24 protein-coding genes and 1 pseudogene are annotated in these 26,085 nt (G+C 66.8%); 11 read left to right on the top strand and 14 right to left on the bottom strand.

Annotated elements, in window-relative coordinates:
* Window positions 1–14: 14 nt before the first annotated feature.
* Window positions 15–929, bottom strand: a complete 915-nt coding sequence (kdgD, locus tag BLQ58_RS18985) for a 5-dehydro-4-deoxyglucarate dehydratase (protein ID WP_092601087.1) — start codon at window positions 927–929, stop codon at window positions 15–17.
* A gap of 433 nt (window positions 930–1,362) precedes the next feature.
* Between kdgD and BLQ58_RS18980 the strand changes: the two genes are divergently transcribed.
* Together BLQ58_RS18980 and garD are read left to right on the top strand one after the other, a co-directional pair.
* Window positions 1,363–2,730: an MFS transporter gene (locus BLQ58_RS18980; RefSeq protein WP_092601085.1), complete on the top strand. Its 1,368-nt coding sequence runs from the start codon at window positions 1,363–1,365 to the stop codon at window positions 2,728–2,730.
* 16 nt (window positions 2,731–2,746) lie between these two features.
* Window positions 2,747–4,336 carry a galactarate dehydratase gene (gene garD, locus BLQ58_RS18975; protein ID WP_092601083.1) on the top strand — a complete coding sequence of 530 codons (1,590 nt, stop codon included), beginning with the start codon at window positions 2,747–2,749 and terminating at the stop codon, window positions 4,334–4,336.
* A 100-nt stretch (window positions 4,337–4,436) separates the two neighbouring features.
* On the opposite strand, the gene BLQ58_RS18970 is transcribed toward garD, so the two are convergent.
* From BLQ58_RS18970 to BLQ58_RS18960, 3 genes are all read right to left on the bottom strand, one after another.
* Window positions 4,437–4,814: a hypothetical protein gene (locus tag BLQ58_RS18970; RefSeq protein WP_092601081.1), complete on the bottom strand. Its 378-nt coding sequence runs from the start codon at window positions 4,812–4,814 to the stop codon at window positions 4,437–4,439.
* A 152-nt stretch (window positions 4,815–4,966) separates the two neighbouring features.
* Window positions 4,967–5,206 (bottom strand): DUF2789 domain-containing protein, encoded by a 240-nt coding sequence (locus BLQ58_RS18965; RefSeq protein ID WP_092601079.1) that lies wholly within the window; start codon window positions 5,204–5,206, stop codon window positions 4,967–4,969.
* A gap of 104 nt (window positions 5,207–5,310) precedes the next feature.
* Window positions 5,311–5,679, bottom strand: a complete 369-nt coding sequence (locus BLQ58_RS18960) for a 5-carboxymethyl-2-hydroxymuconate Delta-isomerase (protein ID WP_092601077.1) — start codon at window positions 5,677–5,679, stop codon at window positions 5,311–5,313.
* A gap of 95 nt (window positions 5,680–5,774) precedes the next feature.
* Between BLQ58_RS18960 and BLQ58_RS18955 the strand changes: the two genes are divergently transcribed.
* Entirely contained in the window at window positions 5,775–6,278 is a 504-nt protein-coding gene (locus tag BLQ58_RS18955) for an MgtC/SapB family protein (protein ID WP_092601075.1), read from the top strand.
* A gap of 32 nt (window positions 6,279–6,310) precedes the next feature.
* On the opposite strand, the gene BLQ58_RS18950 is transcribed toward BLQ58_RS18955, so the two are convergent.
* The gene (locus BLQ58_RS18950) at window positions 6,311–7,183 is read right to left on the bottom strand and encodes an IclR family transcriptional regulator (RefSeq protein ID WP_254776018.1); all 873 of its coding nucleotides are present in this window, start codon (window positions 7,181–7,183) and stop codon (window positions 6,311–6,313) included.
* An 8-nt stretch (window positions 7,184–7,191) separates the two neighbouring features.
* Window positions 7,192–8,793 (bottom strand): class I adenylate-forming enzyme family protein, encoded by a 1,602-nt coding sequence (locus BLQ58_RS18945; RefSeq protein WP_092601073.1) that lies wholly within the window; start codon window positions 8,791–8,793, stop codon window positions 7,192–7,194.
* A 310-nt stretch (window positions 8,794–9,103) separates the two neighbouring features.
* On the opposite strand from BLQ58_RS18945, the gene BLQ58_RS18940 reads away from it, so the two are divergent.
* The 4 genes from BLQ58_RS18940 (at window position 9,104) to BLQ58_RS18925 (ending at window position 13,787) form a co-directional block, all read left to right on the top strand.
* Window positions 9,104–9,403 carry a DUF3649 domain-containing protein gene (locus BLQ58_RS18940; protein ID WP_092601071.1) on the top strand — a complete coding sequence of 100 codons (300 nt, stop codon included), beginning with the start codon at window positions 9,104–9,106 and terminating at the stop codon, window positions 9,401–9,403.
* On the top strand, window positions 9,403–11,049 hold the full coding sequence (locus BLQ58_RS18935; protein ID WP_092601069.1) for a PepSY-associated TM helix domain-containing protein: 1,647 nt from the start codon (window positions 9,403–9,405) through the stop codon (window positions 11,047–11,049). The genes BLQ58_RS18940 and BLQ58_RS18935 overlap by 1 nt, the downstream gene beginning before the upstream one ends.
* Entirely contained in the window at window positions 11,046–11,426 is a 381-nt protein-coding gene (locus BLQ58_RS18930; protein WP_254776017.1) for a DUF3325 domain-containing protein, read from the top strand. The genes BLQ58_RS18935 and BLQ58_RS18930 overlap by 4 nt, the downstream gene beginning before the upstream one ends.
* A gap of 147 nt (window positions 11,427–11,573) precedes the next feature.
* Window positions 11,574–13,787: a TonB-dependent receptor gene (locus BLQ58_RS18925; protein WP_254776016.1), complete on the top strand. Its 2,214-nt coding sequence runs from the start codon at window positions 11,574–11,576 to the stop codon at window positions 13,785–13,787.
* Here BLQ58_RS18925 and BLQ58_RS18920 read toward each other — a convergent pair.
* Window positions 13,781–14,806 carry an AraC family transcriptional regulator gene (locus BLQ58_RS18920; protein WP_254776015.1) on the bottom strand — a complete coding sequence of 342 codons (1,026 nt, stop codon included), beginning with the start codon at window positions 14,804–14,806 and terminating at the stop codon, window positions 13,781–13,783. The genes BLQ58_RS18925 and BLQ58_RS18920 overlap by 7 nt on opposite strands.
* Between BLQ58_RS18920 and BLQ58_RS18915 the strand changes: the two are divergent.
* Window positions 14,805–15,341 (top strand): annotated as a pseudogene (locus BLQ58_RS18915) (carboxymuconolactone decarboxylase family protein); the annotation flags it as partial. The gene BLQ58_RS18920 and the pseudogene BLQ58_RS18915 sit on opposite strands and share 2 nt — an antisense overlap.
* Window position 15,342: 1 nt before the next feature.
* On the opposite strand, the gene BLQ58_RS18910 reads toward BLQ58_RS18915, so the two are convergent.
* The 3 genes from BLQ58_RS18910 to BLQ58_RS18900 form a co-directional block, all read right to left on the bottom strand.
* A complete protein-coding gene (locus BLQ58_RS18910) occupies window positions 15,343–15,993 on the bottom strand; it encodes an HAD domain-containing protein (protein WP_092601063.1) in 651 nt (216 codons plus the stop codon).
* A gap of 369 nt (window positions 15,994–16,362) precedes the next feature.
* Complete coding sequence (locus BLQ58_RS18905; protein ID WP_092601061.1) at window positions 16,363–16,563, bottom strand: hypothetical protein; 201 nt, start codon at window positions 16,561–16,563, stop codon at window positions 16,363–16,365.
* A 369-nt stretch (window positions 16,564–16,932) separates the two neighbouring features.
* Window positions 16,933–17,706, bottom strand: coding sequence for a response regulator transcription factor (locus tag BLQ58_RS18900; protein ID WP_092601059.1), 774 nt, complete (start codon window positions 17,704–17,706; stop codon window positions 16,933–16,935).
* A 383-nt stretch (window positions 17,707–18,089) separates the two neighbouring features.
* Between BLQ58_RS18900 and cls the strand changes: the two genes are divergently transcribed.
* Together cls and BLQ58_RS18890 are read left to right on the top strand one after the other, a co-directional pair.
* Window positions 18,090–19,523: a cardiolipin synthase gene (cls, locus tag BLQ58_RS18895; RefSeq protein WP_092601058.1), complete on the top strand. Its 1,434-nt coding sequence runs from the start codon at window positions 18,090–18,092 to the stop codon at window positions 19,521–19,523.
* A 126-nt stretch (window positions 19,524–19,649) separates the two neighbouring features.
* Window positions 19,650–20,309, top strand: a complete 660-nt coding sequence (locus BLQ58_RS18890; RefSeq protein WP_092601056.1) for a TetR/AcrR family transcriptional regulator — start codon at window positions 19,650–19,652, stop codon at window positions 20,307–20,309.
* A gap of 81 nt (window positions 20,310–20,390) precedes the next feature.
* On the opposite strand, the gene BLQ58_RS18885 is transcribed toward BLQ58_RS18890, so the two are convergent.
* Both BLQ58_RS18885 and BLQ58_RS18880 read right to left on the bottom strand, forming a co-directional pair.
* Window positions 20,391–22,673 carry a xanthine dehydrogenase family protein molybdopterin-binding subunit gene (locus BLQ58_RS18885; RefSeq protein ID WP_092601054.1) on the bottom strand — a complete coding sequence of 761 codons (2,283 nt, stop codon included), beginning with the start codon at window positions 22,671–22,673 and terminating at the stop codon, window positions 20,391–20,393.
* A 2-nt stretch (window positions 22,674–22,675) separates the two neighbouring features.
* Window positions 22,676–23,149 (bottom strand): (2Fe-2S)-binding protein, encoded by a 474-nt coding sequence (locus BLQ58_RS18880; protein WP_092601052.1) that lies wholly within the window; start codon window positions 23,147–23,149, stop codon window positions 22,676–22,678.
* Between the two features lie 257 nt (window positions 23,150–23,406).
* Here BLQ58_RS18880 and BLQ58_RS18875 point away from each other — a divergent pair, with 257 nt between their 5' ends.
* Window positions 23,407–24,396: a D-2-hydroxyacid dehydrogenase family protein gene (locus tag BLQ58_RS18875; protein WP_092601184.1), complete on the top strand. Its 990-nt coding sequence runs from the start codon at window positions 23,407–23,409 to the stop codon at window positions 24,394–24,396.
* Window positions 24,397–24,411: 15 nt separating this feature from the next.
* On the opposite strand, the gene BLQ58_RS18870 is transcribed toward BLQ58_RS18875, so the two are convergent.
* Both BLQ58_RS18870 and BLQ58_RS18865 read right to left on the bottom strand, forming a co-directional pair.
* Window positions 24,412–24,747: a hypothetical protein gene (locus tag BLQ58_RS18870; protein ID WP_092601050.1), complete on the bottom strand. Its 336-nt coding sequence runs from the start codon at window positions 24,745–24,747 to the stop codon at window positions 24,412–24,414.
* Between the two features lie 161 nt (window positions 24,748–24,908).
* Window positions 24,909–26,051: a 3-deoxy-7-phosphoheptulonate synthase gene (locus tag BLQ58_RS18865; protein ID WP_092601048.1), complete on the bottom strand. Its 1,143-nt coding sequence runs from the start codon at window positions 26,049–26,051 to the stop codon at window positions 24,909–24,911.
* Window positions 26,052–26,085: the final 34 nt, after the last annotated feature.

Genomic DNA, 26,085 nt, shown 5'->3' with positions numbered 1-26,085 from the left:
CGATACGGTACGGCTTATTGCGGACCCAGCTTCTTGATCAGGGCGTCCAGCCTGGCCACTTCTTCCTCGGTCAGGTCGGTCAGCGGCGCGCGCACCGGGCCGGCGTCGTGGCCAACCAGCCTGGCGCCGGCCTTCACGATCGACACGGCGTAGCCATGCTTGCGGTTGCGGATGTCCAGGTACGGCAGGAAGAAGTCATCGATCAGGCGGCCGATCGTAGCGTGGTCGTCGGCGGCCACGGCACGGTAGAAGTCCATCGCGGTCTTCGGGATGAAGTTGAACACGGCCGACGAGTACACCGGCACGCCCAGCGCCTTGTAGGCGGCGGCGTAGACTTCGGCGGTGGGCAGGCCACCCAGGTAGGCCAGGCGGTCGCCCAGCTTGCGGCGCACGCGCACCATGGCTTCGATGTCACCCACGCCGTCCTTGAAACCGATCAGGTTCGGGCACTTGTCCACGACCTTGGCCAGCAGGTCGGCGCCGATGCGCGAATTGGCGCGGTTGTAGACGATCACGCCGCACTTGGTGGCGCGGCAAACCTCTTCGATGTGGTTCGCGATACCGTCTTCGCTGGCTTCGGTCAGGTAGTGCGGCATCAGCAGGATGCCGTGGGCGCCCAGGCGCTCGGCTTCCCTGGCGTACTCGATGGCCACGCGGGTCGGGCCGCCGGCGCCGGCCAGGATAGGTACCTTGCCACGGCAGGTTTCCACCGCGGTGCGAATCACATTCGAGTAGTCCTGCTGCGTCAGCGAGAAGAACTCACCGGTGCCGCCCGCGGCGAACAGGGCCGAGGCACCGTACGGCGCCAGCCATTCCAGGCGCTCGGTATAGGTGTCGGCGCGGAAGTTGCCCTGTGCGTCGAAATCGGTAACGGGGAACGAGAGCAGGCCTTCAGAGATAATCTGCTTCAGTTCTTGCGGTGTAGTCATGTCGCTCTTCCTGATCGCCACATGGCGAATGGTGGTTAAGTGTGGATCAAGGCCGGTTGGCACCTCGGTCCATCGTTGTGAATGTCGCGAGATAAGTCATCGTACAACTAACAACTTGACCGTGCAAGGGGTAGGGATCAAACCAAGGGAAAACCCCGGGGAAAAGGGGGCCGAAGGCAGGCGGCGCGGCATCGTTGGGGCCCCACGGTTCAGGAAGGCAAGGGGAGCACAATACCCCGCAAAGCCGCAAGCCAATTGAAAGGCGGCGGTATCGCCCGTTGCACGGTAACGCAGCCAATTGCACCGAGGCAGGGTAAACGCGCACTGCGGGGGAAGGAACGCGGTCTTTATAATTCTGGTCGTACGACGACATATCACAAGCCGGTCCCGACGCATTCCCGCATCCAGGTCCGCCGGCTGTGAGGAGACCCAGATGAACGCAACACCCGCTTCCAGCGCGGCCGCCGCATCCGGCGCCCGCCGCACCAACGTCCGCTACTGGATCCTTGCCCTGATCTTTATCGTGACCACGATCAACTACGCCGATCGTGCCACGCTGTCCATCACCGGCCCCGCCATGCGCGAGGAGTTCGGCTTCTCGGCGGTGCAGATGGGCTATATCTTCTCGGCCTTCAGCTGGGCCTACGTGATGGCGCAGATCCCGGGCGGCTGGCTGCTCGACCGTTTCGGCGCTCGCCGCATTTATGCCTTCAGCATTTTCCTGTGGTCGTTCTTCACGCTGCTGCAGGGCTGGATTGGCGTTTTCGCGACGATCGGCCAGGCCATCAGCGTGCTGTTCGCGCTGCGCTTTGCCGTGGGCCTGGCGGAATCGCCGGCTTTCCCGGCCAACGCCAAGGTGGTGGCCAGCTGGTTCCCGACCGCCGAGCGCGGTACTGCATCGGCCATCTTCAACGCCGCGCAGTACTTTGCCGCCGTGGTGTTCACGCCGCTGATGGCGTGGATCGTCCATAGCTGGGGCTGGCACCATGTGTACCTGTGGATGGGCATCATGGGCATGCTGCTTGCCGTGGTCTGGCTCAAGGTCATGCGTAGCCCGGCCACGCACACCGGTGTCAACCAGGCGGAGCTTGACCATATCGCGCAGGGCGGCGGGCTGATTCACATGGGCGAAGGCGAAGACGCCAGGAAGGGCGGCGGCGTGGCCAATCCGGCCGGCTGGTTCTACGCCAGGCAGTTGCTGACCAACCGCATGCTGGCCGGTGTCTACCTGGGCCAGTACTGCATCAATGTGCTGACGTACTTCTTCCTGACCTGGTTCCCGGTGTACCTGGTGCAGGCGCGCGGCATGTCGATCCTGAAGGCCGGTTTCGTGGCCTCGCTGCCGGCCATCTGCGGTTTCCTGGGCGGCGTGCTGGGTGGCGTGATCTCCGACACGCTGCTGCGCCGCGGCCATTCGCTGACGCTGGCCCGCAAGGTGCCCATCGTGGCCGGCATGCTGCTGTCGGTGTCGATGATCGCGTGCAACTACGTCGATGCCGAATGGCTGGTCGTGGGCATCATGGCGCTGGCGTTCTTCGGCAAGGGCATTGGCGCGCTGGGCTGGGCCGTGGTGGCCGATACGGCGCCCAAGGAAGTGATCGGCCTGGCCGGCAGCATTTTCAACACGTTCGGCAATATCGCCGGCATCGTGACGCCGATCGTGATCGGCTATATCCTGAGCGCCACGGGCTCGTTCAACGGCGCGCTGGTCTTCGTGGGCATCAACGCCCTGGTGACCGTGCTGAGCTACCTGGTGATCGTCAAGGATATTCGCCGCGTCGAACTGAAGCACCCCCAATAAAGAAGGAATCCCCACCATGTCGGACCTGTCGGTACAGAACGCCCAGGCCGCGGAGCAACGTCCGCCGCTGTACATCCGCATCCATGCCAATGACAACGTGGCCATCGTCGCCAATGACGGCGGCCTGCCTGCCGGCACGGTGTTTCCGTGCGGGCTGACCCTGGTGGAACGCGTGCCACAGGGCCACAAGGTGGCGCTGGTCGACCTGAAAAAGGGCGACGCGGTCACGCGCTACAACGTGACCATCGGCTACGCGCTGCAGGACCTGCCGCGCGGCAGCTGGGTCAACGAGCGCGTGATCGAGATGCCCGTGGCACCGGGGCTGACCGACCTGCCGATCGGCACGCGCCTGCCCGAGCCGCTGCCGCCGCTGGAAGGCTACACGTTCGAAGGCTTCCGCAATCCGGATGGCTCGGTGGGCACCCGCAACATCCTGGCCATCACCCAGACCGTGCAGTGCGTGGCGGGCGTGGTCGATCACGCGGTCAAGCGCATCAAGGCCGAACTGCTGCCGAAGTATCCGAACGTCGACGACGTGATCGGGCTGGAGCACACCTACGGCTGCGGCGTGGCCATCGATGCGCCCGATGCCGTGGTGCCGATCCGCACGCTGCGCAATATCGCGCTGAACCCGAATTTTGGCGGTACCGCCATGATGGTGAGCCTGGGCTGCGAGAAGCTGCAGCCCGAGCGCCTGATGCCGCCGGGCACGATCCCGATCCAGACCGGCGCCGGCGAAGTGCAGGTAGGCGTGGTCTGCCTGCAGGACGACAAGCACGTGGGCTTCGGCTCGATGATCGATTCGATCGTGCAGACGGCCATTCCGCACCTTGAGGCGCTCAATGCGCGCAAGCGCGAGACGGTGCCTGTGTCCGAGCTGGTGGTGGGTGTGCAGTGCGGCGGCAGCGATGCGTTCTCGGGCGTCACCGCCAACCCGGCCGTCGGCTTTGCCACGGACCTGCTGGTGCGGGCCGGCGCGACGGTGATGTTCTCGGAAGTGACCGAAGTGCGCGATGGCATCGACCAGCTGACCTCGCGCGCCGCCACGCCCGAAGTGGCCGAGGCGATGATCCGCGAGATGGACTGGTACGACAAATACCTGGACCGTGGCCGCGTGGACCGCAGCGCCAACACCACGCCGGGCAACAAGAAGGGCGGCCTGTCGAACATCGTCGAAAAGGCCATGGGGTCGATCGTGAAATCGGGCAGCGCGCCGATCTCGGGCGTGGTGTCGCCCGGCGACAAGGTCCGCACCAAGGGCCTGATCTACGCCGCCACGCCGGCCAGCGATTTCATCTGCGGCACGCTGCAACTGGCTGCCGGCATGAACCTGCACGTGTTCACCACGGGCCGGGGCACGCCTTACGGGCTGGCCGAGGTGCCAGTCATCAAGGTGGCCACCCGCAGCGACCTCGCGCGCCGCTGGCACGACCTGATGGACGTCAACGCGGGCCGTATCGCCACGGGTGAAGCCACCATCGAGGATGTGGGCTGGGAGCTGTTCCGCCTGATGATCGACGTGGCCAGCGGCCGCAAGAAGACCTGGGCCGAGCACCATGGCCTGCACAATTCGCTGGCGCTGTTCAACCCCGCGCCGGTGACCTGAGCGGTCTCGGCTATCGGGTGGAAGTGCGGATGACGGCGCTTTTCTGCCGCTATCCGATCACGGTAGGGTTGCTTCCTGGCAGTAGCGGATCGGTGGTCCGCTACTGCATGCACTTTTCCTGATAAACCTTCTGGAGTTGCCGGCGGGTGCGATCGCGTTCGACGGTCGAGATCTCGTTGCCCTGGCTGTTTTCGACCGGCGCGTTCGATGGCCGGTAGCTGCGGCGTGGGGTTTCGCCAATCTGCAGGGCCAGCTGGTCGCATTGCTCTTCGAGCGTGGGCGCATGCGATGGGGTGGGCTGGAAGCGGATCGAGCCCTGGCGGACCGCATCGGAAATGGCGTCGTTGATGGCGGCGTCGCCCGCAGACGGCTGCGGTGTCTGCGCATGCCCGTGGAACAGGGGCGTCAGACCGGCGAACAATATGACGAACGACGCGGCGAACAAAGCGAATCGGTTGGCATGGCGGCACAGCAGCATGGATATCTCCGTGGCGTACTGGCACGCCCGCCGCAGGGCGGCGGGTGGCAGGTCGCAATCACCCTGGATGGTGGGTCAGCCGATGGTAGCGCCGATCCCGCGCTGGCGTCCATCGGCCCAAGGTTCTACGTGCGACTGATGCGCGGCGCGGATCAGGCGGGCGCGCGCAGGGCCAGGTTCAGCTGATCGACAGCCTCGGCCCAGTCGGCATCCTCGATGATCTCGTCGCGCAGCAGTGTGGCCTGTGCGGGTGTCCAGAAGGATGCGTCCCAGAGATCGACATCTTCCGGAACCGGCGAATGCTTGCCGATAAAGGCGCGGATGCTGGCCTCGTCCGACGGCAGGCCAAGCTGTGCGAAGAGGTCGGAGAACTGGTGGAAGGGGGTGTCCATGGCGATGTCTCCCGGTAACTGGCGGCCGGCGTGGCCAGCCGGAGGTTCCAGCTTAGGTCAGGATTGGCGCCGTGATATCGCGCCGTCCCGGTTCAGCCGGCCGGTCAGCCGGCAATGATCTGCTTGGAAAAGGTGGCGCGCTCCATCTCCACGACGTTCACCGTGACCTGCACGGTCTGCCCCGGCGCACCGGGGCGCACCATTTCCGAAATCGCATTCACCACCAGTTCGCCAAGCTGCTTGCGCACGCCCTGGTCGCGGCCGTCCAGGATCTGCAGCGTGGCATGGACAAAGGCGCGGTCGGCCGGCTCCGTGCCCTGGCGGAACGTGGACAGCGTGATGCAACGCGACTTGATATCGGGTTCCTGGAACTGGCCGCTCGACAGCAGCGCGGCATTCGCTTCGTCCAGCAGTTCCTCGAAGGAGCAGGTCAGGCGCGTGTTTTCGGTGATTTCAACGATCAGATGGGGCATGGAAGCGGTTCCGTTGGGGAGGAGGGCAGGGATCCCCCGCATCGTACGGCAATCCCGCCTGTCATGTCGACGCATCACGCGCTAAGCTTGCCGACATGGACCAATTCTCGCTGGAACTCTTCTGGCGCCTGCTGGGCGGGCTTGCCGCGGGCGCCATCATCGGCCTGGACCGCAACCTGCACGGCAAGGCAGCCGGCATGCGCACGCTGGGGCTGGTGGCGCTGGGGGCGGCCACGGCCGTTTGCGTGGTGACGCTCAACGGGCACCCGCCCGACGCCATGTCGCGCGTGCTGCAGGGCTTGATGACCGGGGTGGGCTTCCTGGGGGTGGGCGTGATTGCGCGTCACGGCGTGCATGACCGCCCGCAGGGTCTGACCACGGCGGCGGGCATCTGGCTCGCGGCCATCCTGGGCGCGGCGTCGGGTGCCGGCTATTACGCGATCGTCGTGATGGCGCTAGGGCTGGGCATGCTGCTGCTGAGGCTGGGCGGCAAGCTGGAGACCAGCCTGCACGCGCGCTTCGACGGCAGGCTGACCAAAAGGCTGCCGCCGGAACATGACGACCGGGACGACGATGGGGGCGACATGCCGCCGCGCTGAGCGCGAGGCAGCATGTCCGGCAGGCTTTCCGCTCAGGCGCTCACGCCCAGTGCCGCTTCGATGCCCCGGATGTGCTGCTGCAGCAGCGGCCGGACCTTTTCCAGCAGGTGGGCGGGCGGCACCAGCGCGTTGGGGCCGCTGCAGCTCAGCGTCATCGGCGGCAGCGAAGAACCCGGCCGAAACGCCAGCGCAATCGAGTTGATGTCGGGGAGCCATTCCCCGAACGACGTCGTGCAGCCCAGCCGGCGCTGTTCGTCACGACAGTTCGACAGGATGCCTTCGGCCTGCGCGGCGCTGACCTTGTCGTCGGCGCGGAACGCGCTCAGCGCCTGGCGCTGCTCGGCGGGCGACAGGGCCAGCAGGTACGCGCGTCCCGCGGCCGTGGTCAGGCCGGAAACGCGGCTGCCGACCGGTACCCGCAGCGTCAGGTAGCTTTCGGACTGGCAGTTTTCGTAGATCAGCATACGGCCACGGTCGCGCACGATCAGCGACGCCACGCCTTGCGACAGTTCGGCCAGTTCACGCATGAAGGGCTTGGCCACCGACAGCACGTCGGCGCCTTGCTGACCGGCCGGCGCCAGCGCCAGCGCGGAGCTGCCCAGCCGGTAACGCACCGGGTCGGTCAGCGCCTGCAGGTAGCCGAGTTCGGTTAGTGTGTGGGTCAGCCGCGAGATCGTCGATTTCGGCAGGCCGCAGCGTTGTGCCAGTTCGGCATTGCCGAGTTCCGCGTCGAACCCGCGAAAGCACGCCAGCACGTCGAGCCCGCGCGCCAGCGCCGTCACGAAGTGGCGGTCTTCCTTGCGGTTGTCCTTGCGTGCCGGGGCGGTGTCGGACGGCATGTCGATGGCGTCGTCGCGGTCGTCAATGTCGGCGGCGTCCGGCCGTTCGGTCAGGGTGTCTTCCATGAGGCTGCTCACACGTTGCCGGCCGCCAGCTGCTCGCGCAGGCGGGCCTTGAGGATCTTGCCCGACGGCGCGGCAGGCAGTTGCTGCACCATGCGGATTTCGGCGGGAATCTTGTAGGGCGACAGGCGCTCGCGCAGGAAGGCCCGCAATGCGGCTTCGTCCAGCGCCATGCCGCTGCGCACCTCGACAAACGCAATCACTTCCTCGTTGCCTTCGACGGCGCGCCCCACCACGGCCGACTGCAGCACGGCCGGGAAGGCATTGAGCGACTGCTCCACTTCCTCCGGGTACACGTTGAAGCCCGAATGGATGATGATCTCCTTCGAGCGGCCGACGATCGACACGGCGCCGTCGGCATCGATGCGCGCGAGGTCGCCGGTATGCAGCCAGCCATCGCTGTCGATGGTCTGCGCGGTCAGGTCGGGCCGGCGGTAGTAGCCCTTCATCACGTTGGGCCCGCGCACCAGCAGTTCGCCGCTGCCGTCGGGCAGCGGGTTGCCCAGGCGGATTTCCACATCGGGCACGGCCGGGCCCACGGAGCAGTCGCTGCGGGGGTGTTCCACCCGGGTCTGGCAAACCGTGGGCGATGTCTCGGTCATGCCGTAGCCATTGTTCAGCACGATGCCGAACGCGTCTTCAAAGGCGGCCTTCAGCGTCGCCGTCAGGGGTGCGCCGCCCGACTGCGCGATGCGCAGCGATGGTGTGCGCAGCGACTGGTTGTTGGCGCGGCCCCATTCGATGATCTTGGCGTACATGGCCGGCACACCATGCAGCACCGTCAGCTGATCGTCGATCAGCGTACGCACCAGCTTGTCGGGCCGGAAACGCGGTTCGTAGAACACCGTCGCACCGTTCGATACGGGGCCCACCAAAAGCACCGACAGGCCGTACACGTGCGAGATAGGCAGCACGCCGTAGATGCGGTCGCCGGGCTTCACGCGCGACTGCATGCGGTTGGAATGGCCGATGAACATCAGGTTGGCGTGCGTCAGCATCACGGCCTTCGACGCGCCGGTGGTGCCCGTCGTATAGATCATCGCCGCCACCTGCTGGCGCGGGTCGGCTTCCACGGGTTCGGGCTCGACGCCGTCGTCGATGGCGCTGACCATCAGTTTGCCAACGTGCGGCCACTCGGTCCACTGCGCGCCACGCGCCAGGCCGTGCTCGCGCGCCTCGGGGAAATCGTTGTCGAGATACAGCGTCGCGCGCGCGCCAGCGTGATCGACGATGTTGGCGATCTCCCGCTGCGACAGCCGCGCATTGACCGGCACCGACCAGGCATCGATGGCGCTTAGCGCCAGCAGCAGCACCGCGCAGCCCACGCTGTTTTCGGTCACGAGCACCACGCGGTCGCCGCCGCGCACACCGAGGTCGGACAGCGTGGTCGCCGTTTCACGAACCGCTACGTCGAGTTCGGCGTAGCGCAGGGCCCGGTGCGCATCCATGATCGCGATGCGGTCGGGCGTGCTGGCCACCCACGGCGCCATGGTCTGGTGCAGGCGGGCGAACGCGGGTTCGAACGGGGCCGGTGAATCGGGGGTGTTTGCGGCGGATGGCGCCTGAGCGGGTGCGGACCCGGCATGGGTCGCGGGTACAGCGGTACTGCGCATGATGTCTCCGGGTAAGGCTCCGGCGTATTGACCTGTTGGATCGCCGGTATTCGATGTGGGCCATCGTCCCATCGTTTTCCAACGAGTGTCAACCGCACGGTGGAATAGTAGTTCTGCATGGCAGAACCGCATGGCAATCTCTGTGCGAATATCGGCGGGTCGCGTTCGTCGGTCGGCCCCCGGTTTGTGGTGTTTGCGACATGTCTGCCAATGTCTTGTGCTAGAAACATGGCTTGTCGTATGTGCCTGAAGACAATGGAGATGAGAACGCTTATCATGTGCGTTCAATTTTTTCCGGCATCGTACAAACATGAAGCAGGGCGTTCCGATCGGCTATCGCATGGCGATTGCCTCGCGCGCAGTGGCCGCCATCCTGGGCGGCTACGCGGTTGCCGCGTTGGCAACCGGATGCCTGGCGCTGGTGCTTGCCAACTGGGCAGGCATGGCGCGCGTCGAGGCGGTCATCACGTCGACGCTGCTGTCGTTCCTGTGGTTTGCGCTGGCGGTGATCTGGGTGTTTGCCGCCGATACGGCCCGGCGTGCCTGGATCGGCCTGGCCGTGCCCGCCGCGGTGCTGGCGGCGGGCTGGCTGGCCCTGGGTGGCGCGTGATGGCCGAACTGAAGAAAGGCCAGGGCCTGCGGCAGTCGATGGCGTGGCTGCATACGTGGTCGGGCCTGCTGGTCTGCTGGGTGCTGTTCCTGGTGTTCTGCGGCGGCACCGCGAGCTATTTCAAGGACGAGATCACGATCTGGATGAAGCCGGAGTTGCACGCTTCGCTGAACCAGAGAGTACCGGCCGCCGATGCCGTCGGGCGCGCCGTTGCCTTCCTGCAGCGCGAGGCGCCGGGTGCCGAACGCTGGTTCATCACGCTGCCGGACGACCGCAATCCCGCCATCTCGATGTTCTGGCTGCGTCCGGCCACGCCCGAGGACGCCGGCAAGCCCAATCGCGCGCGGCTGGAAACGCGCACGCTGGACGCGGTATCGGGCGAGCCGATCCCCGGCGCCCGCCAGACGCGCGGCGGCGAATTCCTGTACCGGCTCCATTTCGACCTGCACTACATGCCCGCGATCTGGGCCCGCTGGATCATCGGCTTCTGCACCATGTTCATGCTGGTGGCCATCATCAGCGGCGTGATCACGCACCGGCGCATCTTCGCGGACTTTTTCACGTTCCGCCCCCGCAAGGGACAGCGTTCCTGGCTTGACGCCCACAACGCCGTGGCCGTGCTGGCGCTGCCGTTCCATCTGATGATCACCTACACGGGCCTGGTGACGCTGCTGTTCATGTACATGCCCTGGGGCATCCAGGCCGTGTACAAGGGCGACGAGCAGGCCTTCAACGCCGAGCTGGCCGCCCGTGCGCCACGTGTGAAGCCGACTCCGGAAACCGCGCCGCTGGCGCCGATCGGGCCGATGCTCGCCCAGGCGTCGGCGCACTGGCAGGGCGCCGCGCCGCGCCGCGTCACCGTGGAGGCGCCCAACAAGGCCAATGCCACGGTAGCCGTGGCCCGCGAGGAAGGCCGCCAGTTCGGCACGACGACGCCCACCGTGGTCTTTACGGGCGCCACCGGTGAATTGAAGGCGACGCTGGGCGACGAGATGGCTCCGGCCGGCACCACGCGTTCGACCATGATCGGGCTGCACGTGGCGCACTTCGCGCCGCCGCTGCTGCGCGCGCTGTTCTTCGCTTCCGGCCTCGCCGGCTGCCTGATGGTGGCTACCGGCGCGTTGCTGTGGGCAGTCAAGACGCGGCAGCACCATGCCAGACGGATAGCCGCCACGGGCCGCGCGCCGTTCGGCCTGCGGCTGGTCGAGGCGCTGAACCTCGGCGTGATTGCCGGCCTGCCGATCGCGATCGGCGCGTACTTCTGGGCCAATCGTCTGCTTCCGGTCGATCTGGCGCAACGCCAGGCCACGGAAATCCAGACTTTCTTCGGCGCCTGGGCCGTAGCGGCGCTGCTGGCGCAATGGCGCCCCACGCGCGCCATGTGGCGCGTGCAGCTGTGGGTGGCCGCGACACTGTTTGCCGGCGTGCCCGTGCTGAACGCACTGACCACATCGACCCACCTCGGCGTGACGCTGTTCCACGGGCCTGTCGTGGTCGCCGGCTTCGATCTGACTGCACTGGCGCTCGGCATCGGCCTGGGTGCCGCAGCCACGATGCTTGGCAAGCGCGGTGTCGTGCCGCGCAAGGCGGCTGCCCCGCGCGCGGCAGCTGGCGTGGGCGAGATGTCGCGGGAGGTGTCGCAATGAGCGTGGCATCGATGCCGGTCGGGGCGGCCTGCGTTGCGGGCCTGGGTTTCTCGATCGGCGGATTCATGTGGCTGGCGCAGGCCATGGATCGCCATCACGCCGACATGTTCGGGCGCGGCAGTGCGCCGGCGCCGGCCCTTGTTGCACGGCTGCGCTGGCAGGGCTCGCTCGCCCTGGCACTGGCCCTCGCCGCGTGCGTGCTGGCCGAAGGCTGGGCCTTCGGTGTCGTCTACTGGGCCGGACTGCTGACGCTTGGCGCGCTGGCCGTGGTCGGCGCGTTCGCCTGGGCCCCCCATGCCACGCCACGGCTGGCGCGCGCGTCCATCGCCGTGGGCATGGCGGCGGCCATTGCGTCGCCGTGGCTTGTACCGTCGTAGCGCCGCAGCACGCCGCCGGCAAGCCGCCACGAACACCAACGAGCATCGCCGACAGAGCGCTGCCGCCATTTACGGACACGGGTCATGCCTGTCCGCCGCGTCGGGAACGCGGCGCAGGAGTCGTCGATTTATTTTGGGAGTGTCATCTTGTCTTTTGCCGTAACCCGCGCCGTTGCACATACCGCACGCGCCGCCCGCTCTTCTCGTTCGTCCCGTACCGCCCGACTCAGTATCCTTGCGGCCTCGCTGGCTGCCGCCGGCGCGCTGCCGTCCCTGGCGTTTGCGCAGGAAGCAGCGCCGCCGTCATCGCAGCAGACGCTGCCGACGGTGACGGTCAAGGGCGAGTCGTCGCCGGACCAGTTGCCCGCGCCGTATGCCGGCGGCCAGGTGGCGCGCGGTGGCCGCATCGGCATCCTCGGCAACCAGGATTTCATGGACGTGCCGTTCAGCGTCACGTCGTACACGGCCGAGCAGATCCAGAACCAGCAGGCACACACGGTGGGCCAGGTGCTGGCCGACGATCCGGCCGTTCGCGTCAGCTCGGGCTTCGGCAACTTCTCCGAGACCTTCGTCGTGCGCGGCTTCACGCTGAGTTCGGATGACCTGGGCTACAACGGCCTGTACGGCATTGCACCGCGCCAGCTGGCGTCGACCGAGGGGCTGGAACGCGTGGAAGTGTTCCGCGGCGCCAATGCCTTCCTGACCGGCGTGTCCGCCGCCGGCACCGCCGTGGGCGGCGCAATCAACCTGGTGCCGAAGTACGCCACGGCCGCGCCGATCACACAGGGCACGCTTGACTACACCAGCGACGGCCAGGCCGGCGGACACATCGACGTGGGCCGCCGCTTCGGCGACAAGAAGGAATTCGGCGTACGCGTGAACGCCATGGCGCGCGGCGGTGACACGGCCATCGACAACGAAAGCCGCCAGCAGCGCCTGTTCACGCTTGGCCTGGACTACCAGGGCGACAACCTGCGCGTGAACGCCGATTTCGGCTATCAGAAGCAGCGCATCTACCAGGGCCGCAGCACGGTCACGCTGTCCGGCACGGCGCTGCCGCCGGTGCCGTCGGCCAGCACGAACTTCGCGCAGCCGTGGACCAATTCTTCGCTCGAAGATATCTACGGCACGATCCGCGCCGAGTACGACATCACGAAGGACTGGACGGCCTATGCCGCCTTCGGCGGACACCACACCAACGAATTCGGCAGCTATAGCGGCGCGAGCGTCGGCAACAACGGCGTAGGCACGGCAACGCGCCTGACCGTGCCGTTCGAGCAGGACACGTTCTCCGGCGAAGTCGGCGTGCGCGGCCGCTTCGTGACTGGGCCGGTCAAGCATACGGTCAACCTGAGCTGGTCGGGGCTGGAGCAGAAGCGGGCCACGGCGTTCGAATTCTCGGGCTCGTTTGCCACCAACCTCTATAACGCGCCGGTCGTTGCCTATCCGGCCGCCCCGGCCACGGGCAATATGTCCGATCCGTACGTGACGCAGCGGACCAACCTCAATGGCGTGTCGGTGTCCGATACGCTCGGCCTGCTGAACGACCGCGTGCTGCTGACCGCCGGCGTGCGCCAGCAGGTGATCAACGTGCGCGGCTACGCCACGGCGACCGGTGCCCAGACGTCGACCTATAGCGATTCGGCCACGTCGCCGATGTTCGGCCTGGTGGTCAAGCCGCTGGAGAACGTGTCGGTCTACTACAACTACATCGAAGGCCTGGCGCAGGGTCCGACGGCGGGCAATACCGCCGTCAACCGCGGAGAGGTCTTCGCGCCAGTCAAGTCGAAGCAGCACGAGGCGGGTGTGAAGTACGACGCGGGTTCGTTCGGCACGACGCTGGCGTTCTTCCAGATCGAACAGCCGCAGGGCACCACCATGCAGGGCAACGTGTTCGGCCTGCAGGACCTGCGCAATCGCGGCGTGGAATTGAGCGTGTTTGGCGAGCCTGTGCGCGGGGTGCGGCTGCTGGGCGGCGTGTCGTATATCGATTCGCAGTACCAGAACACGGGCAACCCGCTGACGGAAGGCAAGAAGGGCGTAGGGGTGCCGAACTACACGATGACGCTGAGCGGCGAGTGCGACCTGCCGTTCCTGGCTGGCGCCACCGTGTCCGGCCGTTACATCCAGACTGGCCGCCAGTACGCGAACAACACGAACACGATCGCGCTGCCGTCCTGGAACCGTTTCGACCTGGGCGCGCGTTACACCTTCAAGGCGTCGCAGATGCGTTACACGCTGCGCGCCGCCGTCGAGAATGTGGCGAACAAGGATTACTGGGCTGGCGTATCGACGTCGGCCAGCACGCTGTACATCGGCAATCCGCGTACGTTCAAGGTATCGATGACAGTCGACTACTGAGTCGCGTCCTCCGCCATGCCGTTGCTCTGCGCGCGCAGCCAGTCGCGCGGAGACTGGCCGACCCGGGCCTGGAACACGCGCGACAGGGCCGACGGATTGGCATAGCCCAGTTCGTCGGCCAGCAGCTTGAGTTGCGCGCCGTCACGCAGCCGCGCCTGCGCCAGGCTGATGCGCCAGTCCGTCAGGTAGTCGGCCGGGGTCTGGCCGACGATGTCGCGGAACGCCGCCGCAAAGGCGCTGCGCGACATGCCTGCGCAAGCCGCCATCTTTTCGAGGTTCCAGTTGTCTCCCGGCGCCTCATGCATGGCCACCAGCACCCGCGCCAGACGCGGATCGGACAGCCCAGTGATCAGCCCGGGCTGGATCCCGACCTGCTGGGAATGATCGAGCATCCAGCGCAAGAGCTGGATCACCACCACTTCGAATAGCCGATCCGCCAGCAATCGCTGGCCGCATCGCACGCGTTCGGTTTCCGCGAACAGCAGCGACAGGGCGGGAGCCAGCCCGGGCACGTCAGCCAGCGGCAGCACGATCAGCGGCGGCAGGGCGCGCGCGAGCGGATTGCGGGCGCCGCCGGCAAATTCCAGCGTGGCACAGGAGAACTGTGACCCTTCGGCCGGTGGATTGTGAAAGGTGTGGATCGCGGGACGCGGATAGAACAGCAGCGATGGCTCGTGAACATCCAGCCGTGGGGGCAGACCCCGGCTCTGATGCGTCACCGTCATGCTGCCTTCGCGCATGACGTGCAGAAAGCCACGGTGGGATTCGTCGAAACGCGTCACACCGCAAAGCGGGCCGGTATGAAACAGATGCGCCTGGATACGAAACCGCTCAAGCAGCGCGGACAGGCGATCGACGGTAAGCGGCGCGGGGGTGGCGGTCACGGCGGGATGAATTGATACGTTTTCGGGACGGATGGTATCCCATCGTACGCCTTGCGCCACCATAGTGGAACCCATGGACGGCGACGTCCTGATTTCGATCACTTTCCGGATCACTTCCACAGGAGATTCCATCATGACCGCACGCATTTCCGTACCCGAACCCAAGGCCGCGCCCGCCGGCAGCCAGGCCGCGCTGGCCCAGATCCAGGCCGCTTTCGGCGGGGTGCCGCAGATGTTCCGCGCCGTGTCGAATTCGCCGGCGGCGCTGCAGTCGATGTGGGCCGCGTTTGGCGCGCTCGGCGCTGGTGTCATTCCGGCCAAGCTTGGCGAGCAGATTGCCGTGGCCGTCGCCGACCGCAATCGCTGCGACTATTGCCTGGCCGCGCATACGGCGCTGGGCCGCAAGGCGGGCGCCACGGCCGAAGAGATGACGGCCGCCCAGTCCGGCCAATCGCATGACCCGAAGACAGCGGCGGCGCTGGCGTTCGCGCTGAACCTCGTCGAGGCGCGCGGTCAGGTATCCGGTGCCGATGTGGCGGGGTTGCGCGAAGTGGGCTTCAACGACGGGGAAATCGTTGAGATCGTCGCCCATGTCGCGCTGAATCTGTTCACCAATTACATCAACGTGGCATTGGCGGTACCCGTGGATTTCCCGGCGGTCTCTGTGCGGATCAGGCGTGGATGGCGGCAGGTTCCAGGTGCTTGCCGGTCAGGCTGGCCACAGCCACCGCCATGGCCTGTTCGCGGGCTTCCGCGGCGGCCGGTGCCGGCATGAAACGCTCGGGTTCGTCGCGTGCCAGGCGTTGCAAATGACGCAGCTTGGCTTTCAGGCCGGGCTCCACGCGCGAATCGGGCGTAACGGTGGACGGGCAGGCCACACCGAGGATGTCCAGCGCCTGACGGAAGTTGTCCACTGTCAGGCCTTCGGCCGGATTCACCTGTACCAGGCGGGCGCGTTGGGCCTCGGTAAACGACGATGCCGGCGCGGTCGACAGGATGACCCAGGCGCCGGGGGCCGCGCGTTGGCTGAACCAGGCGTCGATTTCCGCGCCATGGCCACCTGCCACGCGGGGCGCCATACCTTCCACCTGCAGATCAAGCTGCTGGAAGATGGCCGCCGGCGTGCCTCGGCGCCATGCGTCGGATACCACCACACGCGCGCCGGCGATACCGAAAAGGCGGCGCAGGAAGCCCAGCGCGATGGGATCGAAAAACCTGACGTCACGCAGGGTCCCCGTGTTTGGCGTACCGCCCAGGCGGGCTGCGGAGCGGTCCGAATACAGGACGCCGGGTACGTCCAGCATGATGAGGCGTTCAGTCATGATTTCTCGCGGTCAATCGGTGATGGGATGAATCAAGCGTATCCGGCTTTGGCGTGGGAAAGTCGACACAAAGTGTGCGTAAGTGCAACAGTTGTGTAACTTTTACGCGTGACTCGTTAATGCCAGTTACTGCGTCGGTCGAAGTGTTTCTCGCGGACACACCTGCCGCGCCAGGCCTTGTTTCCGGCCTGCTCCGCGTTGCGGATATCGCCGTAATGCACGCCTCAACGGGTGGTAAGCGAGGGTGGTTGACAGGAATTTGAAAGGAAATGTTCGTCGCTTTGACACACCACAGGCGGGGACCGGAATGCCGGCCGGTGTGGGTGGAAATTCGCGGGGGCGCGCATTGTGCCTGTTGGGCTTCGGGTTCTATTCCTTGCGCAATAAACGCATTTCGAAATGCTCGAAGGCGTACTGGCAGGTGATGCTGCAGAACAGGTCGGCGTGGCCGACCGGCTTCTCGCAGGCATGGCAGGTGCCACAAGGCCTGAGCCTGGGTGCCCAGTCGCGTCCGGCCGCCTCGAAATCCTCCTGGAACGCTGCATCGTCATCCACTGCCTTGCGTAGCATGTGTGTTCTCCGCTCTCTGTCCGCCTCAGCGACGATCCCTGTCTCGACCGGCCGCGTAGCGGCGATGGCCCTACCGCCATGCTAGTGGCGCAATGCTTGCCGTCGAATCGCATCTTCTTGAATTACGGCGGTTCGGAACGAAGCTGAAGCCGGACGTCCGTGGCGGGGCGCCAGCCGAGCGGCGTGCAATCTGCCACGTCAGGCATTCACGCCGCAGTGCAGCACGGCGACATGCCGGCCGTCGCATCATCGCCGAAGGCATCGAGATGGCCGGGGAATCTGCAATGGTCAGGGATCCGGGCTTGTCTGCGGGGCTGGGCTACTGCCTGGGGCGCTCAGCCGCCCTTGGAGAACTGGTCAGCCAGCGCGCTAGTAGTCGGCCAGCGCGCCGTTGCCAGCCAGTCCGAGCCGGCGGTGCGCCGTCAGTTCGGCCCGCGCCGCGCTGTCAAGGATGTCCAGGCGATACCCCTGCGCGTATACCACCGTGATCGTCACGCCGTTCTCGGCGCGAAGATCGAGGGTGCGGCGCATGCGCGAGACCAGTCCGGCAAGCGCGCGCGACGAATGCGGCAGCGTGTGTCCCCAGATGGTGTTTTCGATGCGCTGCGTGGCCAGGATACGGCCGGCATTGGCGAACATCAGCATGGCCAGGTCGAATTCCTTTGGTGTCATCGGAATCCGCTGCCCATGGAGCGTGGCGAAGCGCCCGGGGTTGTTGAGTTCGTAGGGGCCGGCACGCAGCGGCATGCTGGCATTGAGCCGGGTGCCGGCCATGCGCCGGCGCAACGCGGCGATGCGGGCCAGCAGCACGCGGGCATTGAGCGGCCGGACGATGTAATCGTCGGCGCCCGCGTCCAGGGCTTCCACCATGTCGTCGTCGTCGCTGTCGCCCGAGAACATCACGATGGGCACGTCGCGATTGCGCACGGCGCGCACGGCGCGGATGACGTCGATGGCTGAGATATCGGGCAGGTCGCGGTCGATCAGCAGCATGTCGTAGCTGTCATGACCCAGGCCGTGGATCAGGTCACGGCCAGCCTGGAAGACGTTGCATTGGAATCCCGCGATGGAGAGCAGCTCCTGCATGGGATGGAGAGGCGAGTTGCGGCTGGCCAGCAGCGCAATATTGGATTGGGCATTCATACGACACTATCGGACACTATCGGAGGGGCGAAACGCATTGAATCGGGCAAACACGGTGCAGCGTATCGGCCCGGCAGAGGTCCAACAATCGGCGTTTCTTTAAATGGAGGGGATCCGCTTGCATGCCGACGGCTTGTTGTGGGCAGCCATCGTTATCCACAGATTTTGTGGATAACCGGGGCAGGGGCGGGCGGTGCGGTGCGGCGAAGCGGGTGACGGATCGGCGTGATTAAAAATTGAGCAAACGGGGCGAACGCATCCGGCCCGCGGCTGGCTGACCTGGGCCGCCGGATCCGTCGCCAGCGATATCGGTCTGCGCCAATGTGATCCGCTATGCCAGAATACGGCTCATCGAATCCGGGCCGTTCGTGGTGCCAGTGCCTATGCTCAGTCCCAGCGTCATCGCCTCCGTTGTCCTCGCGTTCCATATCGTCGGAGTCCTCGCGGCGCTGCATGCCGTGATGACCGTGCGCACGGCGCCAGGCGCCATCGCGTGGGCGGGATCGCTGGTGATGATGCCGTACTTCACGATCATCCCGTACCTGATTTTCGGGCGGAGTCGTTTTGCCGGCTATGTCAATGCGCGCCGGTTCAACAACGACCGCCTGCGCGAAATCCGGCACGGCATGACGGCCAAGGATCGCGAGGCGCTCGCCGCCAGCGTGGTGCTGCAGCCCGAGCAGGCCTGCATGCGGGCGCTGCCCAGCCTGACCGGTGTGCCATGCCTGATGAATAACGATGTGCGGCTGCTGGTCAACGGCGACGCCACCTTCGATGCCATCTTCGCCGCCATCGACGCGGCCACCGAGCAGGTGCTGGTGCAGTTCTTCATCGTGCATGACGACGAACTCGGGCGCGCGCTGCAAAAGCGGCTCTGCGAGCGGGCGCGTGCCGGCGTCCGGGTCTATTTCCTCTACGACAGCATCGGTTGCCATGCCCTGGGGCGTGGCTATGTGCGCGTGCTGCAGCAGGCCGGCGTGGAGGCGCGACCGTTTGCCACGCATCCCGGCTTTGTCAATCGCTTCCAGCTCAATTTTCGCAATCATCGCAAGCTTGTGGTCGTCGACGGCGCACAGGCTTTCGTGGGCGGGCACAACGTCGGCAACGAGTACCTGGGCCGCCGGCCGCCGCTGGCGCCGTGGCGCGATACGCATATCGCCATCCGGGGCGCGGCGGTGCTGGACCTGCAGATGGCCTTTGCCGAGGACTGGTACTGGGCCGCGCGCGAAGTGCCGTACCTGATGACGCCGCCGTCGGGCCACGTGGGCGACATGGTGTGCCAGGTCGTGCCGTCGGGGCCGGCCGACGCGCAGGAAACCTGTTCGCTGTTCTTTGTGGAGGCCATCCAGTCGGCCACGCGCCGGCTGTGGATGACATCGCCATACTTCGTGCCCGACGAAGCCGTGTTTGCGATGCTGCGGCTGGCCGTGCTGCGTGGCGTGGATGTGCGCATCCTGATCCCATCGCGGCCCGATCACAAGGTGGTCTACGGCGCGTCCACCATCTACGCGTACCAGGCGATTCGCGCGGGCGTGAAGATCTACCGCTACCAGCCCGGATTCCTGCACCAGAAGGTGATCCTGATCGACGACGAGGCGGCCGCCGTGGGCACCGCCAACCTGGACAACCGGTCTTTCCGGCTGAATTTCGAGTTGATGGTGATGACCGCCCACCCCGATTTCGCCGCGGACGTGGCGCGCATGCTCGAAGCCGATTTTGCCCAGGCGCGCCAGATCGGCCCGAGCGATTTCCTGGGCTCGCCGGCCATCCTGCGCGTGGCCATGCACGTGGCCAAGCTGTTCGCGCCGATACTTTGAGTACGTTCGAGCCGTGCCGTGCGATCCACATTCCGTCCTGGATGGCGTGTCAGGCACTGGCAGGATTTGTGTACACTGTCTACTATGAAACGAACAGGATTGGACGCCGTCCACATGGGGGATCACATGAACCGTGCCGTTGCTGCAGCGCCGCCCACGCGCACGACCTATCGGCACGGCGACCTCCGCCGCGCGCTGCTGGACGCCGGTATCGACCTGGCCCGCGATGGCGGTCCGGACGCCATCGTGCTGCGCGAAGCCACGCGGCGCGCGGGTGTGGTGCCCAACGCCGCGTATCGCCATTTCGCCAGTCGGCAGGATTTGTTGCAGGCCGTGCGCGCGTGGGCCCTGTCGAACCTGGCGATGGCCATGGAAGCCGAGATGGCGGCGATTCCTGCCGATGCGTCGCCGGCCGAGCGCGCGCGCGGCAGTCTGCGGGCGGTCGGCATGGGATATCTGCAGTTCGCGCTGGCCGAGACCGGCCTGTTCCGCACGGCGTTTTCGGTGCCGGACGACGTGGAGATCGACACTGACCCGGCCAAGGCCGGCAACAGCGGACTGAATCCGTTCGAATTGCTGGGCGCCGCGCTGGATCGCTGGGTCGAGGCGGGGCTGCTGGCGCCGGACCGCCGGCCCGGGGCGGAGTACATCGCGTGGTCGGCCGTCCATGGCCTGGCCGTCCTGCTGATCGACGGCCCACTGCGCAGCCGGGCGAAAGAGCAGGCCGCGGTGATCGGGCAGCGGTTACTGGAAATGGTGGAGCGCGGGCTGCAGGCCGGAGGTTGATAACCGACGGAGCAACTGCACAAAGGCCCCCGACGCGTTGGCATCGGGGGCCTTGTTCATGGCGCGAACCGCGTCGCGGTGTCAGGCGGCGGCGTTCTTCATCTTCGTGCCCGTGAGTTTCGCTTTCCCGCCCGCAGCGCCCTTGAGCCCCGCCAGCATCTTCTCGGGCAGAAACGGCACCGACCGCAACCGCACGCCCGTCGCCGCAAACACGGCATTGGAAATTGCCGCGGGAATCGTGGCAGGCGCCATTTCGCCGGCCCCCCACGGCGGCGCCTCGGGCCGGTCGATCAGGCTGATATGGATGTCGGGCACATCGGGGAAGCGCAGGATCGGATAGCTGGCCCAGTCGACCGACGTCACGCGATGCGCGTCGAATCGTAGTTCCTCCATCAGCACGCGGCTGATGGTCTGCACGATGCCGCCTTCGATCTGGTTGCGCGTGCCGTCCGGGCTGATGATCTGGCCGCAGTCGTGGCTGCACCAGACGTCGGTCACGCGGATATGGCCGTCCTTGCGGCTGACGGCCACTTCGAGCACGGTGGCCACGTAGGTGCGGTCGTTGTCATAGCGCACAAAGGCCAGGCCCCGGCCGCGCACCACATCGCGCGGGTCGCCCTTGCGGCGGATCGATCTGGCGGTCCTGTGATTCCAGCCGGATAGCCTGGCCACGTCTTCCAGCACGGCCCGGGCGCGCGGATCGGACAGGTACTCCAGCCGCCATTGCAGCGGGTCGGCGCCGGCGGCCACTGCCAGTTCGTCGAAGAACGCCTCGTTGGCGAAAGCGTTCTGCAGCCGGCCCGGCGAGCGAAGATGGGCGGTGCGGAAGGTGCTGTCGGTCACCCGGTAGACCCTGGTGCTGACGTTCGGCAGCGTGTACTGGATATCGGCGTTTTTCGAGATATTGCCGGTGACATAGGCCGGCCGTCTGATGCCGGACGCGATGGTGGCCAGCAGCGGAAATTCGGCGATCGAGCCTTTCTGGGCGGCCGCGTAGAACGCCGATTGCCAGGCGACGGGGCGCTTCTGTGCGTCCAGGCCGCCCTTGAGGTCGATGGCGGTGGGCGGGCTCTTGGGGTCCCAGCCATGTTCGTCGGCCCGCATCCACTGCACGCGCACCGGGGCGCCCGCGAGCTGCGACACCAGCGCGGCGTCGGCCGAGCAGTCCTCGTGGCCGTTGCGGCCATAGCAGCCGGCACCATCCAGGTAGATCAGGCGGACCTTCGCCTTGTCGACGCCCAGCGTCAGCGCGATCTCGCCCTGCAGCGAGTGCGTGGATTGCGCGGCCGACCAGATCGTGCACTGGCCGTCGCGGAAGTCGGCCACGGCGCAGGCCGGGCCGATGGAGCCATGCGTATGCGGCGGAAATTCGTAGGTGGCTTCGATACGCCGGGCCGCGCCCGCCAGCGCCGTGGCGGCGTCGCCCTTGCTGGCCGGGGTCTCGACACTGCTGACCGGCAGCTTGCGCCACCAGGCATAGAGCGCGGCCTGGTCGGGGAAGTGAGGCGGGTCGTCCCATTTCACCTGCAGCAGGCGCGCGGCCTTGACCGCGCCCCATTCGCTGGGGCTCAGCACGGCCAGGAAATCCTGCTTGCGGACGATGCGGACACCGGGCAGGTCGCGGATCGACGCTTCGTCGACGCTGACCAGCTTCGCCCCTGGCCCGGCTGGACGGATCACGCGCGCGTGCAGCATGCCGGGCAGGCGGAAGTCCTGCATGAACGTGAAGCGGCCGGTCACCTTGCCCGGGATGTCCACGCGCGGCACGTTCCTGCCGACGAGCTTGTGCTGCGCCGGCGCCTTCAGCGGGACATTCGGATCGAGCGCCACCTGCAGCGGCTTGCCTGCCACCAGTTCGCCATAACCAATCCGGCGTTCGCCGCCCGGGGTGGCGATCACGCCGTCCGCCACGGCGAGCGTGCCGGGATCGGCCGACCATTGCGCGGCGGCCCGGGTCACCAGTGCCCGGCGCGCGCACGCGGCAGCGCGGCGCAGCGTGCCGCCGCCGTCCTGGATGGTCAGGCTGCCGGCGGTCTGGCCCTGGTCCAGCGTCAGCAGCGTATCGCCCATGACCAGATCCACCTGCTGGAAGCCGACGTCGAGCTCGTCGGCCACCATCTGCGCCAGCGCGGTGCGCGCGCCGGTGCCCAGGTCCACCTTGCCGCTGTAGACCGTGACGCGGCCGTCGGGCGCGATGGCCAGCCAGGCATCGACCTCGCCCTTGGCGGTGGACGCCTTGCTCACGGTCTGGCCTGCGGCGTCGATGCCGGTGACCGCCTGCGCGTGGGCCGTGGGCACCAGGTCCGGCAACGTGAACGAAACCAGCAGCCCGCCGCTGCCCTTCAGGAATGCGCGACGATCCATGGTCAGGCCTCCTTTGCGGACGTTTGCGCCGCGCGCTGCACGGCCTTGATGATGCGGGTGTGCGTGCCGCAACGGCACAGGTTGCCGGCCAGCGTATTGCGGATCTGCTCTTCGGTCGGCCTGGCGGTCTGTGCGAGCAAGCTGACCGACGTCATCACCATGCCATTGATGCAATACCCGCACTGCGCGGCTTGTTCGTCGATAAAGGCCTGCTGCACCGGATGCGGCTTGTCCGGCGTGCCAAGCCCCTCCAGCGTGGTGATGCGCGCGTCCCCGACCGACGCCACCGGCAGCACGCACGACCGCGTGGCCGTCCCGTTGAACAGCACCGTGCAGGCGCCGCACTGGCCGAGGCCGCAGCCGAACTTGGGGCCGTGCAGGCCCAGATTGTCGCGCAGCACGTAGAGCAGGGGCGTATCGCTATCGACGTCCACGGCATGCGGCTTGCCGTTGACCTGCAACTGGTAGGTGGGCATGGGGCGCTCCTTTGTCTTCCTTGTCGTTGTTCTCGTCGGGTGCATCCGCACACGGCCGACCGCTGACCAGCAGGCAAAACGGGCGGTGCCGTGGGGACGCAGCCTCAAATCTAGGCCAGCCAGCCTGCACCGAACAGCGTCGCAGGCCATTCATTTCCATGGCATGGAAATGCAGCCTTTCCCGACGTGGTTTTCTTCCTACACTTTTCATTTTCGGCATTCCACAACCCGCCGGCGCCTTCCCGGCCCGATTGTTCATGCGAATCGCGATTCCCGACGACTACCAGGACTGCGTGCGCAGCCTCGACTGTTTTTCACGGCTGGACGGACACGAGGTGACGCTCTACCACGACAACGTCAAGGACATCGACGCGCTGGCGGCGCGCCTGGCCGAGGCCGATGCCATCGTGCTGACGCGCGAACGGACGGCCATCACGGCGGCGCTGCTCGACCGCCTGCCCCGGCTGCGGCTGATCAGCCAGACCGGCAAGGTGGCGGGCCACATCGACCTGGCCGCCTGCACGGCGCGTGGCATCGCGGTGACGGAAGGCAGCGGATCGGGCGCGGCAACGGCCGAGCTGACCTGGGCGCTGATACTGGCCAGCCGCCGCCATCTGGTGGCAGAGGCCAACCGGCTGCGGGCGGGCCAGTGGCAGGGCCATCTGGGTCAGCAGTTGCGCGGCCAGCGGCTGGGCGTCTGGAGCTATGGCCGCATCGGCCGGCAGGTGGCGGGCTTCGGCCGGGCTTTCGGCATGCAGGTCTGGGTCTGGGGACGGGAAGGTTCCACCGCCGACGCCCGCCAGGACGGGTTCGATGTGGCACCGTCGCGCGAGGCGTTTTTCGCGCAGAGCGACGTGGTCAGCCTGCACGTCCGGCTCAGTGCGGACACCGAAGGCATCGTCACCGCCGCCGATCTGGCGCGCATGAAGCCCACCGCGTTGCTCGTGAATACGAGCCGGGCAGAGCTGGTCGCGCCGGGTGCGCTGGCGGATGCCCTGCGGGCCGGACGCCCGGGGTTTGCCGCCGTGGATGTCTATGAACGCGAGCCCGTGCTGGGTGCCGACGATCCGCTGCTGCGGCTCGACAACGCGCTATGCACGCCGCATATCGGCTTTGTCGAGAAGGACAACTACGAGGCGTACTACGGCGGGGCGTTCGACAATATCAACCGTTTTTTTGCCGGGGCGCCTGCAAACCTGGCCAACCCCGAGGTGCTGGGCCGGCTGCGAAGCGGCCCGATGGCCTAGTCGGGCGTGCGGCCGTTACCGGCCCTGGCGCGAGCGCGGCGCGCCGATGTCCGTCAGATGCTGCCGCCACGCGGAAAACACGGCATCCAGGCAACTGGCGGCGTCGCAGGCGTCGCGCTGGCGCCGGAAGGCGTCGATGTCCGCCTGCGAGATCACGCCGGCCTTGAGCAGGCGTTGCTGGTCGGCATAGATGCGCTGGTAGCCCATCGAGAACAGTGCGGTCTCGCAGATGATCTGGCTGGCGCGCGTGGCCGGCGCCTCGCAGGAGATATCGCTGGCGTGGGCCGCGCAGGCGACGACGGCGGCGATGGCCGCCGCCCCGCCGCGAAGGTAATGGATCAGACTCGGCATAAGGCGGGATTCTACCCGGCCCCATGCCGGCGCCAGCGCTGCAACGCCGCCGATCCCGTCACCACGTCACGCCGGGGCAGCGACGGGCGCAGGGCTTCCTCAGGCCCTGGCCGTCGCGCCTGCCACGATCCAGCCGGCGTCCACATCGGCCGGCTTCCCGCTCACGGCTTGGCCACCGCGCGGCGCGCCTTGACCGCCTGGCTCAGCGTTTCCAGCACCGCCACCGAATCGTCCCAGCCGATGCACGCATCGGTGATGCTCTGGCCGTAGGTCAGGTTGCACGGCTGGTGTTCGCCCGGCGTGAATTTCTGCGCGCCGGGCAGCAGGTGGCTTTCCACCATGACACCGAAGATCGACCCGCTACCGGCGCTGACCTGCCGCGCCAGGTCGGCCGCCACGTCGATCTGCTTCTGGTGCTGCTTGCTGCTGTTGGCATGGCTGCAATCCACCATCAGCGTATTGCGCAGCCCGGCCGCTTCCAGTTCGCGGCATGCGGTGGCCACGGAATCGGCATCGTAGTTGGGCGCCTTGCCGCCGCGCAGGATGACGTGGCAGTCCGGGTTGCCCTTGGTATGGACCGTCGCCACCTGGCCGTTCTTGTGTACCCCCAGGAAGTGATGCGGCCGCGATGCGGCCTGGATGGCGTCGATGGCGATCTTGATGTTGCCGTCGGTGCCGTTCTTGAAGCCGATGGGCGCGGAAATGCCCGAAGCCAGCTCCCGGTGCACCTGGCTCTCGGTGGTGCGGGCGCCAATCGCGCCCCAGCAGATCAGGTCGCCGATATATTGGGGCGAAATCACGTCCAGGAACTCGCCGGCGGCCGGCAGGCCCAGCCGGTTGATGTCCAGCAGCAGGCTGCGCGCAATGCGCAGGCCTTCGTCGATGCGATAGCTCTCGTCCAGGTACGGGTCGTTGATCAGGCCCTTCCAGCCCACCGTGGTGCGGGGCTTCTCGAAATACACCCGCATCACGATTTCTAGGGAGTCGGCATAGTGCTCGCGCTGCGCCATCAGCCGCCGCGCATATTCCAGGGCGGCCTGCGGGTCGTGGATCGAGCAGGGGCCCATGATGACCAGCAGGCGATCGTCCTGGCCGTGCAGGATGCGCGAGATGCGCTGGCGCGTCTGGGTCACCAGCGACTCTACCGGCGTGCCGCGGATCGGGAAGAAGCGGATCAGGTGTTCAGGCGGGGGCAGGGGGATGATGTCGTCGACATGCGCGTCATCGGTCACGCTCGTGCGGTCTGGCGGCGGGGCCTGCCAGCCTTCGGCAACGGTGGGCGGCGATTTTTGTGGGTCTTGCATGGCGAACTCCTGCGAATCTGGAAAAAGGACACCT

This window comes from Ralstonia sp. 25mfcol4.1, assembly GCF_900104095.1.
Lineage (GTDB): Bacteria > Pseudomonadota > Gammaproteobacteria > Burkholderiales > Burkholderiaceae > Cupriavidus.
This window is presented reverse-complemented; position numbering and strand designations above follow the sequence as displayed.

Excerpts from the sequence above, each read along its gene's own strand:
- kdgD (WP_092601087.1), bottom strand. The coding sequence starts at position 929 with ATGACTACACCGCAAGAACTGAAGCAGATTATCTCTGAAGGCCTGCTC.
- BLQ58_RS18980 (WP_092601085.1), top strand. The coding sequence starts at position 1,363 with ATGAACGCAACACCCGCTTCCAGCGCGGCCGCCGCATCCGGCGCCCGC.
- garD (WP_092601083.1), top strand. The coding sequence starts at position 2,747 with ATGTCGGACCTGTCGGTACAGAACGCCCAGGCCGCGGAGCAACGTCCG.
- BLQ58_RS18970 (WP_092601081.1), bottom strand. The coding sequence starts at position 4,814 with ATGCTGCTGTGCCGCCATGCCAACCGATTCGCTTTGTTCGCCGCGTCG.
- BLQ58_RS18965 (WP_092601079.1), bottom strand. The coding sequence starts at position 5,206 with ATGGACACCCCCTTCCACCAGTTCTCCGACCTCTTCGCACAGCTTGGC.
- BLQ58_RS18960 (WP_092601077.1), bottom strand. The coding sequence starts at position 5,679 with ATGCCCCATCTGATCGTTGAAATCACCGAAAACACGCGCCTGACCTGC.
- BLQ58_RS18955 (WP_092601075.1), top strand. The coding sequence starts at position 5,775 with ATGGACCAATTCTCGCTGGAACTCTTCTGGCGCCTGCTGGGCGGGCTT.
- BLQ58_RS18950 (WP_254776018.1), bottom strand. The coding sequence starts at position 7,183 with ATGGAAGACACCCTGACCGAACGGCCGGACGCCGCCGACATTGACGAC.
- BLQ58_RS18945 (WP_092601073.1), bottom strand. The coding sequence starts at position 8,793 with ATGCGCAGTACCGCTGTACCCGCGACCCATGCCGGGTCCGCACCCGCT.
- BLQ58_RS18940 (WP_092601071.1), top strand. The coding sequence starts at position 9,104 with ATGAAGCAGGGCGTTCCGATCGGCTATCGCATGGCGATTGCCTCGCGC.
- BLQ58_RS18935 (WP_092601069.1), top strand. The coding sequence starts at position 9,403 with ATGGCCGAACTGAAGAAAGGCCAGGGCCTGCGGCAGTCGATGGCGTGG.
- BLQ58_RS18930 (WP_254776017.1), top strand. The coding sequence starts at position 11,046 with ATGAGCGTGGCATCGATGCCGGTCGGGGCGGCCTGCGTTGCGGGCCTG.
- BLQ58_RS18920 (WP_254776015.1), bottom strand. The coding sequence starts at position 14,806 with ATGATGGAATCTCCTGTGGAAGTGATCCGGAAAGTGATCGAAATCAGG.
- BLQ58_RS18910 (WP_092601063.1), bottom strand. The coding sequence starts at position 15,993 with ATGACTGAACGCCTCATCATGCTGGACGTACCCGGCGTCCTGTATTCG.
- BLQ58_RS18905 (WP_092601061.1), bottom strand. The coding sequence starts at position 16,563 with ATGCTACGCAAGGCAGTGGATGACGATGCAGCGTTCCAGGAGGATTTC.
- BLQ58_RS18900 (WP_092601059.1), bottom strand. The coding sequence starts at position 17,706 with ATGAATGCCCAATCCAATATTGCGCTGCTGGCCAGCCGCAACTCGCCT.
- cls (WP_092601058.1), top strand. The coding sequence starts at position 18,090 with ATGCTCAGTCCCAGCGTCATCGCCTCCGTTGTCCTCGCGTTCCATATC.
- BLQ58_RS18890 (WP_092601056.1), top strand. The coding sequence starts at position 19,650 with ATGAACCGTGCCGTTGCTGCAGCGCCGCCCACGCGCACGACCTATCGG.
- BLQ58_RS18885 (WP_092601054.1), bottom strand. The coding sequence starts at position 22,673 with ATGGATCGTCGCGCATTCCTGAAGGGCAGCGGCGGGCTGCTGGTTTCG.
- BLQ58_RS18880 (WP_092601052.1), bottom strand. The coding sequence starts at position 23,149 with ATGCCCACCTACCAGTTGCAGGTCAACGGCAAGCCGCATGCCGTGGAC.
- BLQ58_RS18875 (WP_092601184.1), top strand. The coding sequence starts at position 23,407 with ATGCGAATCGCGATTCCCGACGACTACCAGGACTGCGTGCGCAGCCTC.
- BLQ58_RS18870 (WP_092601050.1), bottom strand. The coding sequence starts at position 24,747 with ATGCCGAGTCTGATCCATTACCTTCGCGGCGGGGCGGCGGCCATCGCC.
- BLQ58_RS18865 (WP_092601048.1), bottom strand. The coding sequence starts at position 26,051 with ATGCAAGACCCACAAAAATCGCCGCCCACCGTTGCCGAAGGCTGGCAG.